The organism is Roseiconus nitratireducens (genome assembly GCF_008629675.1).
GTDB classification, from domain to species: domain Bacteria; phylum Planctomycetota; class Planctomycetia; order Pirellulales; family Pirellulaceae; genus Stieleria; species Stieleria nitratireducens.
In genome coordinates, this window is the sequence record NZ_VWOX01000013.1 from 36632 (window position 1) to 51513 (window position 14882).

At 61.2% G+C, this 14882-nt stretch carries 9 protein-coding genes; 1 reads left to right on the forward strand and 8 read right to left on the reverse strand.

Annotation, left to right across the window (positions count from 1 at the left end; all coding sequences use genetic code 11):
* Positions 1-7 precede the first annotated feature (7 nt).
* Genes FYK55_RS20620 through FYK55_RS20650 form a run of 7 tightly spaced genes read right to left on the reverse strand, consistent with a single transcriptional unit; the run spans position 8 to position 11250 of the window.
* On the reverse strand, positions 8-778 hold the full coding sequence (locus tag FYK55_RS20620; protein WP_150078361.1) for a hypothetical protein: 771 nt from the start codon (positions 776-778) through the stop codon (positions 8-10).
* Positions 775-1545, reverse strand: coding sequence for a hypothetical protein (locus tag FYK55_RS20625; protein ID WP_150078363.1), 771 nt, complete (start codon positions 1543-1545; stop codon positions 775-777). The genes FYK55_RS20620 and FYK55_RS20625 overlap by 4 nt, the downstream gene beginning before the upstream one ends.
* A complete protein-coding gene (locus FYK55_RS20630; RefSeq protein WP_150078364.1) occupies positions 1545-4850 on the reverse strand; it encodes a hypothetical protein in 3306 nt (1101 codons plus the stop codon). The genes FYK55_RS20625 and FYK55_RS20630 overlap by 1 nt, the downstream gene beginning before the upstream one ends.
* Positions 4847-7168 (reverse strand): hypothetical protein, encoded by a 2322-nt coding sequence (locus tag FYK55_RS20635; protein WP_150078366.1) that lies wholly within the window; start codon positions 7166-7168, stop codon positions 4847-4849. The genes FYK55_RS20630 and FYK55_RS20635 overlap by 4 nt, the downstream gene beginning before the upstream one ends.
* The gene (locus FYK55_RS20640; RefSeq protein WP_150078368.1) at positions 7165-9267 is read right to left on the reverse strand and encodes a BatA domain-containing protein; all 2103 of its coding nucleotides are present in this window, start codon (positions 9265-9267) and stop codon (positions 7165-7167) included. The genes FYK55_RS20635 and FYK55_RS20640 overlap by 4 nt, the downstream gene beginning before the upstream one ends.
* Positions 9264-10208, reverse strand: coding sequence for a DUF58 domain-containing protein (locus FYK55_RS20645; protein WP_150078369.1), 945 nt, complete (start codon positions 10206-10208; stop codon positions 9264-9266). Before FYK55_RS20645 ends, FYK55_RS20640 begins: the two co-directional genes overlap by 4 nt.
* Positions 10209-10221: 13 nt before the next feature.
* Positions 10222-11250 (reverse strand): AAA family ATPase, encoded by a 1029-nt coding sequence (locus FYK55_RS20650; RefSeq protein ID WP_150078371.1) that lies wholly within the window; start codon positions 11248-11250, stop codon positions 10222-10224.
* A 257-nt stretch (positions 11251-11507) separates the two neighbouring features.
* Here FYK55_RS20650 and FYK55_RS29800 point away from each other — a divergent pair, with 257 nt between their 5' ends.
* Entirely contained in the window at positions 11508-13205 is a 1698-nt protein-coding gene (locus FYK55_RS29800) for a DUF1559 domain-containing protein (RefSeq protein ID WP_150078373.1), read from the forward strand.
* A gap of 201 nt (positions 13206-13406) precedes the next feature.
* On the opposite strand, the gene FYK55_RS20660 is transcribed toward FYK55_RS29800, so the two are convergent.
* A complete protein-coding gene (locus FYK55_RS20660; protein WP_150078374.1) occupies positions 13407-14840 on the reverse strand; it encodes a phytoene desaturase family protein in 1434 nt (477 codons plus the stop codon).
* Between the last annotated feature and the right edge of the window lie 42 nt (positions 14841-14882).

Genomic DNA, 14882 nt, shown 5'->3' on the forward strand with positions numbered 1-14882 from the left:
ACTTTGGTCACTCATCTTCCAACACCCCCTGTCGAACCAGGGTGGCTCGCATGTTCTTGCCCTGTTGCAGCACTGTTTCGAACGCTTTTAGCTGCGGCGCATCAAGAAGCTTCTCGTAACGTTCCGCTGGCATCTCGGTCAACCGATACATGACCGCGTACATGGCGTAGGGGCTGCTGGGATCCTTCAACTCGATGGTCCCGTCGAGCAGATCTTGCAACTGTTGACGCTGCGCGGCGGTCAAAGCCAGTTGTCTGCCCATCATGGCGACAAAGTTGGCGATTGCGATTTGGGTCCGGCGGGCATTCAGTTGGGCTTCGCGTTTGCGAAGCTCGTCTGCCTGAGCCTTGTTGATCGTGCCCCGAGCGACCTTCTTCAACAGTGATTCGTCGCTAAAGAGTCCTTGATTCAATCGTTTCTGCAGCGGCAGCGCTAACTGGTACGCTTCGTTCAAATTGTTCTGGTTCAAGTTGTCGGCCAGATCCAGAAAATCACGTCGGGCCTGTTGGACGTCGTCCATGAACCGCTTGATGTCGCCCTGTCCCGCCAACCGCATCTTTGCCCGTTGCTGTTCGGTCAGCGAGGTGGAGAGTTCCAGCCGCTCGATCTCCATGTACATGCGAGATTCAAGCATGTCTTCCGGTTTCTGATTGCCGTTGAGCCCCTGGAAGATCCAGCGGTCGAACTGGTCCATCCCGATTTGCAGGTTTTGGGCTTGCGCGGGAATCGCCATCCAGACGACGCACCAGGCGATTGTCAGCAGGCTGCGGCGACTCATTTCAACCACTCCTCTTGCAGTTGTTGCTCGCTGGTGCCGACGCTGGCGGACATTTGGACCTGGTTGAAAGACTTCCAGACCTTCTGTTGTTTGGGAGTCAGAACCTTGGCGATGGGACCTCCGGGGACCGTGGGAGCGTATTGCGGATTGTGAGCGTAGTTCTGCACCCACAGCAGATCGACGTTGGTCCAGGAATCCATCAGTTGCTTGAACAGCTCGGTCCGCTGTTTCTCGGTCAGCATGACGCGCCGGTCGATCAGGTCGATGACGATCTGGATTGCGACACCGCGTTCAAACTCTTCGCGTGCTTGATACTCTGCCTGGTAACGTTCGTACTGTTCCTTGCTGACGACCGGCTTCAAGTATTCCGCCGCGTCGCGACGGACCCGCAAGATCGGGTTTTGACTCAGCCGCTCGTTGCCGGGACCGAACACATGGATCTGTCCGGCGACAAAGAACTGCTGATTGGGATCTTGCACCAGATCCCCCATTTGATCGAACGCCTTCCCCGCGGCATCGATGATTTTCTCCATCTGCTTGTCGGTGGGGTCACAGACACGGTGGATGAAGGAAAGTTCGATGTTGATGAAAGACTTCAGGAACTCCGGGACGACCTTTTTCTGAGCGGCTTGCGGGGCGACGAGCGCCTGGAATTGGACAACTTCCTGCACCTGGACCTGCTGCGCCAGAGCGGTCGCGGGCCCGCAAAGCAACAGCAAGATTGCGACGAAGGAAATCCGGGAAAGCGCCGATGTGGCGGGGTTCATCACGAACCTCCCAAGCGACTGAAGTACTGATCGAGTCCGCGGCGGAATTCCTCCGGCAACACGGCGCCGGTCTCGCCGGTCGTCTGAGTCACACCTCGGTCCTCCCGAACCTCCTTCTCATTGCGTCCCTTGCCGATCAACGCGAGGGCCGAATCGACGGTGTTTCCGCCACCGCCACCGCCAGGCGAAGCCCCGCCTCCTCCGCCGCCCTTGGGGTTGATCCGCTTGGACCGCAGCAGCAGTTCGATGGCTTCGGTTTCCGCCGCGATGGCGGGACTGCCGGTCTCCGGACGTTTCAGAATATCCGTCGCGTCGTTCATCACGCCGTTGACCTCCGCCAGCATCGCCAGCTCTTTGGCGAAATGCTTGTTGGCATCAGGAAGCTCGCCGATGCGGTCAATCACGTTGGCCACCCGGTCCCGAATCTCGCCTTGGGTTTGCGACAATTTGGTGGCCTGATCGGCGTGCTCAGTTTCCTCCACCGCCTCTTTGGCCTGGTCGGCGACACGGGTTTCGTCGCGAAGGTTGACTTCGGCTTCCAGAATCTGCAGCACCTCGAGCACGATGGACGGAGGCAAGCTTTCGGGCGATTTGCCTCCGGGGCAACTTCCGCTGCACGCGGGATCAACCAGGTTTTCCGCCCAGCGGTCCAGCGTGTCGGCCCAGAACTCGCACTGCGCGACCGACATCCCCTGTTGTTTCATGATTTCGTCGGACAACTGCCGCAGGCTGCCCACGACATCGGTTTCCTTCATTTCATCCAGTGTCGACTTGAACCGCATGAATCGCCGCCGCTCAAAGTAAGCCGACATGTCGTCCATGATGTACGACACCGTCAGGACACTGGACTGTTCCTGCCCCTGCAGGTCGCGCAAATCTTCTCGGACCTTGATGGGAACGCTGTTGGTCCGGACGCCGAAGGCGGGTTGCAACTGATCGGTCAGCTGCCCGGCGATCTTGTTCTGCTGGCGCGATTCCGCTTTCAGCCGTTTGACCAGCGTGCTGCCTTCCAGATTGGCCAGGACGGCATTGAGTTCGTCGGCCAGTTTGTCGAATTCGGCCAGCAAGCCCTCTTGTTCTTCGACGGCTTCTTGCACGCTTTCCTGTTGCGTCTCCGGGGGTGCGTCCGGCTTGGGCTGGTTTTTCCCCATGACTGTGGTGACCGGCAGCCGCAGGGAGGGGCTGCTGGGCTTTTTCGGCGGACCGGGCGTGCCCGGTTCGTCGTCCGGCGAATTCGCCGAGGATTCCATGTCGACCAGCGTGGGGGCCGAGCGGAGCTTGGGGGTTTCGCCCTCGAAGGGCTCATTGGGTGTTCCCGGACCGCCGGCGCGGGCATTGCCCGCTTTCGGGCCTCCGGGCGATTTGACACTCTGCGGCTTGGCGTCGTTGCTGGCCAGTTGGGCCGGTTGGTCGGCCGCCTGATCCAGCAAGTCCGCGACCGAGGGCATCCGGTTCTCGGACAGGTCTTGCAGGACCTGCAACATTTCGGCCCAGCGTTCCAGGTGTCCGACACCGATCTCCGGGTTCTTGGACGCCGTGGCGACCAGTTCGTCACCGAGCTGACCAAGCCGTGCCAGTCGGCGCCCGTTGGATTTTTCCGCAGCCGCCTGGCGTTCGATCGCCCGGCGATTGTCGGTCAGGTTCAACTCTTCCGGTGGCAGATCACGCAGCTCTTTGTTCTTTTCGTACAGTTGTCGTTCGCGATCCCGCACGTCGAGCGCCCGGCGGTGCCACTTGCTCAGTTCTTCGGTCATCCAGATGGCGTGCTGGGTGGGGTTCAAGACGTACAGGATGTGCGGCGGGGAGTACACGCGTTCGCGATCTGGCAGGTAGTCCTCCGCCCACACGAACACCTCCACCGGCTGCGGCTCGATGCCCAGCGATTTGGCGGAGAAAGTGGCGAGCGCTTCCAGGTCTCTGGCCTTGGGATCGCCGGCTGCCAGGGGACGCTCCCCTTCGGCTCGGTTTTTTTGCATCCGACGATCGAGCCCGCGCCACATCAATCCGACGCGTCGCACACCAAAATCGTCGCTGGCGCGGACATTGAACTTCAGCGTTTCCGAATCCAGGACCACCGCCTGGCGAGGCAGTCCGTCGCAAATCAACGTCGGCGCTTCATCGTCGACGGCATTAACGGTCAGGTCGAATGGTTTCTGGCCGGTCAATCCGAACCGATCCTGCCATTGGAATTGTAAGGCGCCGACCTGGTCCACTTTGACCGGTCGGCTGATGAATCGGTCGCCATCCGGCTTGCGTGTTTCGGTGTTGATTTCACCGCGAGCCAACTCGCGATTGGCGATGGCCGTGAAGACGGCTTCGCTGCCCTTGACCGCCGTGATGCTTCCACCGCGGGAATCCAACTGTTGTGCTTCCGGATGTTGGAGGTACTCCGGCAACCGCACGTCCGCGAGTACCGAAGACAACTCCGGACGCAGCGTCGGATTGAGTTGTCCGGCTTGAATCACATCGCCGACCCGCAATTCGATCGGCTGTTGATTCAATTGCGGAGGCAAGTTGAACACGTAGCCTCCGTCACGGAGCTTGGCGGAAACCACCTTGCCCCCACCCAACGTCAATTTCGCGTCGGCGGGCTGCCAGCGTGAGGCATCGCTTAACTTGACCGCCAATTGCGCCGGTTCGCCGTGCGGAACCACTACTTCCGGCGGTAGCGTTTCGATTCGGGTGAAGGTGTACCGCGGTGTGTCTCGCCAGGGCGCCAGCAAGCGGGCCGTGGCGTTGGCCGAGGCGGCCGGGTACATCGCCGCTAGAGCGAGGGCGGTCAGCACCAGGATGGCCGCCGCGATCGACCACCCGCGGTAGGCCGATGCCGGTGCTGCGCGAGTGAAATCTTCATGGCGGGAGTCCTCGGCGACTTGCTTCATCGCCGCCTGGCAGAGAGCCGGAGAACGCGCCTGCTCCGAATCGCTTCGCGTCAGTTCGATGACGCCCAGCAAACGATCGCCGACCGAGGGCAAGCCTTTGCTCAGCAAACGTGCCAACGGTTCCAGGGCCCGGTGCCGCCAGACCCAACGGTAGGCGAACCAGGGAATCATGGCGATCAATCCCGCGGCGCCCAACAGCAACGCCCACCGCATCGCCGTCGGGGTGCCGACCAGTCGATCCCAAAAGTAAACGATCAGGAAGGCGGCCGCCGCCCCGGCCAAAGCCATGGCGATCGGTTCGAGCAATTTGATTGTCCACACGCGCCGCCGATACGCGAGCAGCTGTTGCTCCAGCGAGTCGGGGATTCGCAACGCTTCGTGGGGTGTGTCGATTTTGGTTCGTGACTCGATTGTCTGGCTCATATCAATCCCGATCCTTTTCGTCCGATCCAAAACAGGGCGAGCAGCCCGATGAACAAACTTGCCATCAACGGATGACTCCACAAAGAGATCCGTCGTACTGCCGGAGGTGGGTCCGGCATCGCCGCGAGCCAGCCGATCACATCGTCGACTCGGTCCAGTGACAACACTTGGCCGCGCGTGACGCGCGCGATTTCCTCCATGACGTCCGGACGTGCCGGCTTGCCGATCTGTTCCAGCGCGACTCCCTGCACGTAGATCCCGGTCTCCAGGGAGTCGCCGGTTTCTTTGCAAAACAGGGTCAGGTGGTGGTCGCCCGGTTCCTGCGGGGTGAACCGCCCGGAAAACGCGCCCCAGGCCTGGCCGGTGGATTCAAACTGAATCGTCTCCACCCGTCCCGACGGAGAAACGATTCGCAAGTTGACGTTGCCGTCACTCAACGGCTCGCCGCTGGCTTCCATGACGTTGGCGTTGACCGTAATCGTCTGGCGAACTTGGGGGCGCTCGGGCGAGTAATACAATCGCATCGACTCGCCTTGGGCCATGTTCCGCCGGTACGCCATCCACCGAACGACCTGGCCCCAGAACCGATAATGATAAAGGTCTTCGACCCCTTTTCGCCAGCGCCAAGCTCCGTCGGTGCCCATGAACAGCACTTTTCCGGCACCAAACGTCCGTGTGACCAGCAGCGGCAGCCGTCCGAATCGGTTGCTGACCTCCTGGTGCACGGACAAAGTTTCCGTCCCCGGTTTGGCCGACAAGACCGGGGCGTGCCACTGGAATCCGGGCAGGTTGCTCCACACTTCCAAGTTTTCGTCAGCGGTGTCAGCCAGTTTGGTCAGCAGGCTGCGGCGTCCCAATTCGGTCAGTTCGAAGTGCTGCGGTGTTCGCGACCCCCAGCCTTGCGGTTGGGAGTCGTCCAAATTGACCGGCATCAGGTCACCCAAGTCCGTCTCAAGCAGACTGAATTGCCGCCCTTCCCATCCCGGCAGGAACACCAGGCCGCTGGCCTGCTGGCCGACCAATCCTTTAAGCCATTCACATTGCTCAAGGGTCAATTGGTCTTCACCGACCCCGACGTCCCCCAGGAAAACCACATCGTAGCGCGCCAGTTCTTCCTTGGTTTGCGGGAACTCTTTGATGTAATCCGCGTTACCGCCTCCGCGCTTGTCCAATCCGGGATGAAACAGCAGGCAGGAGATCTCGACACCTGGGTCTCGCGACAGGGCGTTCCGCAAATAACGGTATTCCCAACGCGGTACCGATTCGATGACCAGCACCCGCAGCTTTTCTTCGCGAATGGAAATCGGTGCGGCCAATTCGTTGTTGTCCTTGCGAATCTCGCTGGGATGCGGCGGAAGACTGAGCGTCAGCGTGACGTCGCCCAGATCATTGGGCTGCCAGTCGATCGACTCGTTGGTGCGTCCCATCGCGGCCACGCGAATTTGCTTGGTGATTTCTTCGCCGCCAGACGTTTTCATGGTCACCGTGGCCACGTGGTCTCGCGGCAATGAACTTTCCAGCGTCAGCGGAATTCGGACGCGTTTGTCGGCAACCGCGAAGGTGGGCACGTCAAAACTGACCAATTCGATGTCCGGCAACCGACTGTCACTGCCGACCGGGAAGGCGAACACCGGCACGCCCAAGGAACGCAAACGTCCGGCGGCGCGGACCGGCGTGGTGCCTTGATTCCAGTCGCCGTCGGATGCCAGAACCACGCCCAATAAATTTGGATATTTCCGTGCGGCGTCCAGCAGCGGCCCGGCCAGATCGGTGCCGTTTTCCGGTGCCGCGTTCTCGGACGATCCGGCGGGGTTGGAGATGTTGTTGACGCGTTCCGATGAACCGGCGGCCGATCGATCACTTTCACTGAACGATTCGATCACGACGTCGGCCCGCTCTTGCAGTGACTTCCAAGCGTCGTTGCGCGTCAACGCTTCGATCGCCTGACGCCGCGAGGACGCCGACCCCGATGCGGCGGGCGTCGCCGGCGGCGGGGCGTCTTCGGCCGTCGACGTTGACGCCTCGGCCGTCCGCGACAGCACGTCACGGGTTTGCATGCTGCCGGAATCATCCCACAGCACCGCGACGACCGGTTTTTCTTCAGGGCGATACTGTTCGACCCATTCCGGGCCGCCCAACAGCAGCGCGGCGATCACGACAAGCGTCAGTCGCACTGACTCCAGGACCATCGTGCCGGTCCGCCATCCGCTTCGTCGGCACGCGATCCAGCCGAGCACGGCGGTGACCGCGATGGCCAGCACCGCGATCGCGATGGTCCAGGGCGTCCAGGAAAACGTCAAACTGGAGGTTCGTATCACGCGGCTGCTCCTCCACCGACGGAATCTCGCGGAAGTGTATTGCCGAACGGCATGGCGGGTTGAGCCGTGCGGGCTCGCGGCAGGCACAGCAACGCTTCACCGATCATTGCCAACAGCATCACGATCAAAAACGCTCGCCAGATTTCCTCGACCAGTGATTGCAGGCCGCCGGCTTGCTGGTCGACCCGGTCCAGGATCAGCCCGCGAAACAGTTCCTCCGTGTTGGCGTCAGAAAGCACGGCGCCGTCGTCTTCTTCATCGCTGCGATTGACCGCAACCCAGCGGCGTTCGGTCGGCTGTTCGTAGACGCCAGCCAGGAATGCCTGTTCGGTCGACAGGCCCGACGATTCACCAAGGATTCGCTTCCACTGGGCCGCAGCATCCGCGGAGGCTTGACCGGCGTCCAGTTGACGCGTGTTCTGCAGCGACGCGGCGCCGGCGGCCAAGGCCCGCTGGATCATGACGTACAGAACCACGCCATCGGCGGCCAGCGAAGAATCCGCCGCGCGGGGAGTCGTGCAACAGAAATAGGCTCCGCCGGTCGGAGTTGGCACGCGAGCAAGCAAGGGTGCGCCGTTACCCAATTTTGCCAATTCGGTGGCATCACCTTCCAGCGCGGCGTACCGGCTGACCCGCAGTTGCCCCACCGGCAAGGCGGCGCCGGCGAGCGTGGCGGCCAGCAGGTCCGCATCGCCACGCCAGGAGTTGACCGCGTTGTCTTCCTCGGGCAACGTTTGCCAAGATCCCCATCGCATGGAAAACATCGACGTGGATTGGGAAGGGCCCGGCATGTCCAGCGGCGGAAAGAAGATCACTTGACCGCCGCGGTCCACAAAGGACTGCATCAAGCGGTAGGTGCTGGTTGGCGATTCGTCTTCGGCCGGCAGCGGTGCGTGCCACAGCACCAGGGCCAGATCGTCCCAGGGGATCGCATCGACCGCGCGGGGCGAAATCACTTCGACCTCGCTTTGCACGTTCTCTTGTGGAACGATCTCGGAGGCCAGCTTGAGCACGTTGCTGACTTCGGCGTCATCGGAGACGATCACCGAGCGTCGCAGCGGGGCGTCGTCAAAGGTAAAGAAAAACGTGTTGTCGGCCGGGTCGACGTCGGCGGGAATCGAAACGCTGCCGTAGCCGCGCGATTGCCCTTCGGGAGCCGGGACACGGTATCCGGTCAATTCGCCGATGCCCTGATTCAGTTCCACATCGACGGTCGAGCGGGCGCCGGCCAGGTCGATCGTCACGGGGACGGAGCGGCTGGAATCGGCGCTAGCATCGGATTCCGAGGCGTCCGCCGCCGAACGGACCGTCAACGACAGGACGACGGTGGCGTCCTGGTCGTCGGATTCCAGTCGGGCTTCGCCGACGCGCACCGAAAGGTTTTCCGGTGCGGGGTCGGGAAAGGCCAGCAAGCGGAATCGCACCCGCCGTCCCAGGTCCACGAACGCGTCGCGGAGCGTGGCCCAGCGACCGTCCTCGCTGCGCCAGTCGTGCCGGCGGAGGTCCGATCCGATCCAGATCTCCGTTTTGCCAAGCTGATTGGTGGTGATGTAATCCTGGGCGGCCAGCAACATGGCCGGCAGATCGGCCGAGGCGTCCGACGGAGCGGTTTGCGGCAGATCCAGCAGCGCCGCAGGCGATTCCAGTTCGCGCGGCTGGTTCGAATTGCTCTCGATCAATACCAGACGTTGCACGCCCATGGTGTCCAACGTTTGAGCGATCTGGGTGACCGCCGTTTCCAGTTTGGACGCGGAGCTTCCCGAACCACGGGCTTGCATCGAGGGCGAACGATCCAACAGCACCAGGATCTCGCCGGACCCGCGGCCGGTGATCGATCCGGCCAACCCGCTCCCCAGCAGCCCGCTGGCCAAGGGGCGGCCGATGGCGATCACCAAGGCGGCGATCACCAACATCCGCAGGGCCAAGATCGCCCATTGCCGAATTCGCGCGTAGCCGCGATTCAATCGGTTGGCCGCCAGCAGGAACATCATCGCCGCCCAGGGCGTCGTTTGATAACGACGCTGGTTGATCAGGTGGATGATGACGGGGATCAACGCCAGCGGCAGGGCGGCCAGCATCCAGGGCTGTAGAAAGCTCATCGAACGCCCCGCGCGGTTGCTCGACGCGTCAGGAAGTTGGTCAACACCTCCCGATAGGGTTCGTCCAGTCGGACCCGGTGGTAGTCCACGCCGGTGCGTGTCACCACTTCTTGCATGTTATCGAGGTACTCGCGGAGCGTTTGATGGTAGCGGTCAACGATCTCACTGGGCTCGGCGAAGATCGAGGTGCCCCCTTCCATGTCCAGAAAACGTGTCGGGCGGCCGAAGGTGAAATCCAACTCCATCGGGTCAAGCAGATGGAACAGGGACAGATCGTGTTTTCGAAATCGGAGGTGTTCGAAACACCCACGCAGCAATTCCGGATCGACAAAGCAGTCCGAAAGCACGATCACCATCGCCGCTTGGGGGATCGTTTCGGCCAGCTCGTGAAGCACCTCGACCAATTGCGTTTCCCCTTTGCCGTGCACCTCTTCCAGGGCGTCAAAGATGGCCCGCAGGTGAGAGGGATTGCGCCGCGCCGGCAAGTGCTTGGTGATCCCTTCGGCGACGCAGGACAATCCGACCGCATCGCCTTGCTGAACGGCCAGGTAGGCGATCGTGGCAGCGATTCGCCGCGCGTATTGGATCTTCGTGAGCGGTTTCTTGGAGATCAATTCGCCGGTCTTCTCCTGGACCGTCCCGAACTCCATCGAACCGCTGGTGTCCAGCACCAGGCAGCAGCGGAGGTTGGTATCCGCTTCGAATTCCTTCACGTAATAACGGTCGCTGCGACCGTGGGCACGCCAATCGAGCCGACGCAGGTCGTCGCCCGGGACGTACTTTCGGTACTGGGCGAATTCGACGCTGGAGCCGCGCGTGGGGCTGGTGTGTTTTCCCGACACGTTGCCCCGCATCGGCCGACGCGACATCAAAGGCAAACCGCCCAGCGACGCCAGGACCTTGGGATCTAGAAAATCACGTGGTTGCTGTTGGTTCCACATCGCCCGACCCCTTTCATGATTCGTCCAAAAGCCGTTTGACGATGTCACGCGCGGACAGCCCTTCGGCCTGGGCCGCGAACGTCGTGATCAAACGGTGCGTCAGCACCGGCACCGCGACGTAACGCACGTCCTCGCTGCGAACCATGTAGGACCCCTCCAATGCGGCACGTGATTTGGCACCCAGGATCAAATCCTGGACGGCCCGCGGACCGGCGCCCCAAGACACCAGCGGCGGCAACCAGTCCGGCGCGGTGCCGCCACCGGGACGCGTCCGTCGCACCAGGCGGGCAGCTTCAACGTAGATGTGATCCGGAACCGGAATGCGTCGGACAAGATCCTGATGCGCCAGGATGTCTTCGGCGGTCATCAAGTGATTCAATTCCGGAAGCGCCGCGCCGGTCGTGGTTCGGGCGATCGAAATCTCTTCGTCCTCGGAGGGATAATCCAGTTCGATCAATGCCATGAAACGATCCAACTGAGCCTCGGGAAGCGGATACGTTCCCTCTTGCTCCACCGGGTTCTGCGTGGCCAGGACCATGAAGGGGGACGGCAAGTCGAATCCCTTTCCGACCACCGTGATCCGCTGCTCCTGCATCGCTTCGAGCATTGCGGCTTGGGTCTTTGGCGGAGCGCGGTTGATTTCGTCCGCCAAAATCACATTCGCGAACACGGGGCCGTGAGCGAACTGGAACTCTCGACGTCCATCACCGCGATCCTGCAGGATGTCGGTTCCGGTGATGTCCATCGGCATCAAGTCCGGGGTGAACTGGATCCGGTTGAATTTCAACGACATGGTCTCGGCCAGCTTGCTGACCAGCAACGTCTTGGCCAATCCGGGAACGCCCATCAGCAGCGCGTGACGACGCGCAAAGAGGCACACCAGCAGCAGATCAATCGTGTCACGCTGTCCGACAATGACCCGTCGAAGTTCTTCGCGCAACTTCAAATGGATGTCACCCAGGCGATCAACCGCCTGCACGTCATCGTCGGTCAGTCGAGTTTCGGGCGGTGCCTGCGTGTCCGGAAGCTCCGTCTGCGACATGTGTTGATTCCCCTTGTTTGCCGCCGGCGATAGACGCGAGCGTTGATGAATGGACGGGTCGATAATAACCGAATGCGGGGCGGCGTTGTGAAGAAACCGGGGCGCAAAAAAAGTCAAACCGCCTTTTTTCGCCCCGCACGGAGCGTTTTTCAACCCTTTAGAATCAACCGCTGTCGGTTTGACACTTTTGAGGGTTGTTCCCCCGCTGAAAGACCCTGCTGCTTCCTTTTCCTCCTCGGCCAACAAGAATCTGCCTGATGCGAACTTCCTGCACCCTCTTGCTGTTGATGGCCCTGCTCACAGGGTTTCCCGCCGGCGTGTTCCCCGCTCCGACGCAAATCGCCCAAGCTCAAGATCCTTCGGCTGAAGATGCCGGGCGCGCGAAGGACGTTCAGCCTGACCGCGGCCTGATGCAGGCGCATTACATCCCTGACGATGCCCTGGCGGTTGTTGTCGTCTCGCCTGGCCAGTGGCTGGAGAGCCCTTTGCTTGAATTGTTTCCCACCGCGACGTTTCGCGTGCAGATGATCGAACAATTCGGAATTGACCTGTGGGCCCTCCGGGAGATCCGAGCCGTGATCCTGCTGGATCCGGTCATGGGAACGCCCCAGGTCGGCGTCGTCATTCGTTCGGACTCGGACGTGGATTTTCCGAAGCTGTTGTCCGCGCTGAACGCCTATGAGGAACCGACTCAGGTGGGTGACTACGAGGCGCATTTGATCGACGGCCCGGAGGAAACGGTTCTGTCCTTGATCGATGATCAAACCGTGTTTGTCGGACTGTCGACTTGTCTGCCTGCGATCGTTGAGGCCGGCCCGAAGGGCACAGGGCCGTTGCCCACGTTCGTGAATCAATTGCAACGAAGCCCAGGGGTCACCGCCGCCCTGACGTTGGAACCGATCCGCCCGATGCTGACGGCCGCGGCCGGGCAACTGTCTCCCGAACTTGCACCACCGTTGCAGCCGGTCACGCGGTTGCCCGAACTGACCGAAACGATTTTGGCGCGGGCCAATTGGGAAGGCGACCGCGGCAAGTTTGAACTCACGCTGGTGGGCGGCAATGAACGCGATGCCCAACGGATCGAGAGGATCCTCGGCGAGACGTTGGTCGCCGCCCGCGACCTGTTGGTCGCGGAACTGCAACGCAGCATGGCAACGTCCAACCAATCACCGGCAATGCGCGAGGCGGTGCAGCAAGATGCGAATCGAATCGCCGATCGAGTCATCGAACGGCTTTCGCCGGACCGCGATCAAAACCAGGTCGCGCTGCGCGTCGAATCGCCCGCGGTCGCGTTGGCCAGCGGACTGGCCGCGATCGATCTGCTGCCGATGATGCGAGGGCTTGATTTTTCCGTTGGACGCATGAACGTCTCCAACAATATGAAGCAGGTGATGTTGGGAATGCACAACTATCATTCCGCCTACAAACGCTTGCCGCCTTCAGCGATCACCGATGACGAAGGAAAGCCGCTGCTCAGCTGGCGAGTGGCGATCCTGCCGTTTGTGGAAGAGCAGGCGCTGTACGAGCAGTTCCATTTGGATGAACCCTGGGACAGCGAGCACAATCTTCCGCTCTCCAAGAAACTTCCCGCGGTGTATCGTGTCGGCGGGGTCAGGCTGCCGCCGGGGCACACTTGCATTCAGGCCGTGGTCGGTAAGGAAATGGGGATGAAGCCGCTGGAGAGAACTGCTTTTCGAGACTTCCTGGACGGGCTCAGCAATTCCTTGTTGATCGTCCAGACCAACACCGATTCGGCGGTTCCCTGGAGTAAGCCGGACGACGTCGCGATCGATTTGGAGAAGCCGCTGGAGCACTTTATCCAGGAAGGTAAACCCGGGTTCCACGTCGGGCTGGGCGATGGGGCGGTGATTTTTCTGACCAAATCCATCGACCCGGGATTGTTCAAAGCCTTGCTGACGCGGGCCGGAAGAGAAACCATTGACCAGCGGTTTTAGCAGGCCGAGCGTTCGGCAGGGTGGCCGGCAGAGCGCTATCGGCCCTTCGGGCCTGGAGATGCACGCCGTGTTTGCTGGCGTAGCCGATCGACTGCTGTCGCCCCTTCGGGGCTGGTGAAGAAGGTGTTCGTGTACCGGCGGCCAAGGCCGCCGGCAGGGAGCTGTCGGCCCTCCGGGCCTGGGACCCTGGCGTGGCCAAAGTCAAACGGGCGCGGCTTCGCTGGTCAGCATCTGGTCGACTTCGTTGCTGACGATCACACCGTAATTGATCGCCCCCAGCCAGCCGCTCATGATGATGCCCACGCTGCCGGCGTGGTACATGCCGCCGACCTGGTGGGGCAGTTCACGGCTGACCGCCAGGCCTTCGAATTTGGTTCCAAAACTGGCTCCGCGCTCGTGGCGGGTGTAGTGCTGAAAGGTCCGCGGCGTGGCGGCTTCGGCGTGGTCGATCTTATCGCGGATCCCGGGGATGTAGCGTTCCAAAGCGTCGATGGTGGTTTCCACCAGATCTGCCTTGCTGGCTTCGTAATCCTGTTCGTTCAGGTCGGCCCAATCGCTCCAGTTCGCATTGGTGCTGCTGACGATCGCGTAGCGTTCTTTCTTTTTCCAAGGCCGGGTGCGCGGGTAGTAAAAGCTGAACGTTCGACTGGTGATGTCGCGGCTGAGCAACGACTGGGTGTTGAACTCTTCGGCCGTGCTGGTGAAAAACAGGTCGCCGCTGCTTTCATCAATCTGTTCGCCTTCCTTCAGGGCCATGTAGACCTGCGTGCTGCTGTTGTTCAACCGCACGGCGTTGGTTTGGCGGACGTAATCGGCGTCCAACTTTTCCTTGCCGATCATCTTCAAAATCGTGGTGCGAAGATTGGCGTTGCTGACCACCGCCCGGCAACGAATCTTGCGTCCGTCGACGCGCACGGCGCTGACCCGGCCGCCGGAAAGTTCGATCTGGTCGACCGGGCAGTTGATGCGGATGTCGACCCCGTTGGATTCCAATTCCCGCCGCATTCGCTTGACCAGGTCATCCGTTCCACCCTCGTAAATGAACACGCCTTTGCTCATGAAGTTGCTGAACACGATGCCATAGGTGATCGCCGGATCTTCCAGCGTGGACCCGTTGGCGTAGGTGATCGGCTCCATCAGCAGACGCACGATGTCGTTGCGACCGGGGAAGAAACGCTGGAACAGTTCGCCGGTGGTCGTGCTTTGGTCATCGTAAAAGTTCATTCCGCGGGCGGTGTCGAAGAACGATGTCACCGTGGCCGGATCTTGTCCGAACCGTTCCACCAACAAACGGGAAAAGTCCTGACGGTCAAAGGTGGTCGTGAGCGAGAACTGTGGATTGTCAAAGCGAATGTTCTTCAGCTGCACGATCCGGTCGGCGATGTCGCGGTTCCAATACCGTCGGCAGGACTTGATCATGCCGTGCGGAAACCCGTGCAGTGAAATATCGAAGGTGTGACTGCCGGGCCGCAGGAACCAGGTGGCCAGACCGCCCAGTTTGTAATGCTGCTCCAACAACAACACTCGGTGGCCGGCGCGGCCCAGAATGTTGGCGCTGGTCATTCCGGCAAGCCCGCTGCCGATCACCACGACGTCGTACTCGCTTTTGGCACCTTTCAGAAAATCACGCGGCATGGGAATCAGTCGGTTCGAAGAAAAATTAGGAATTCCGGTTGG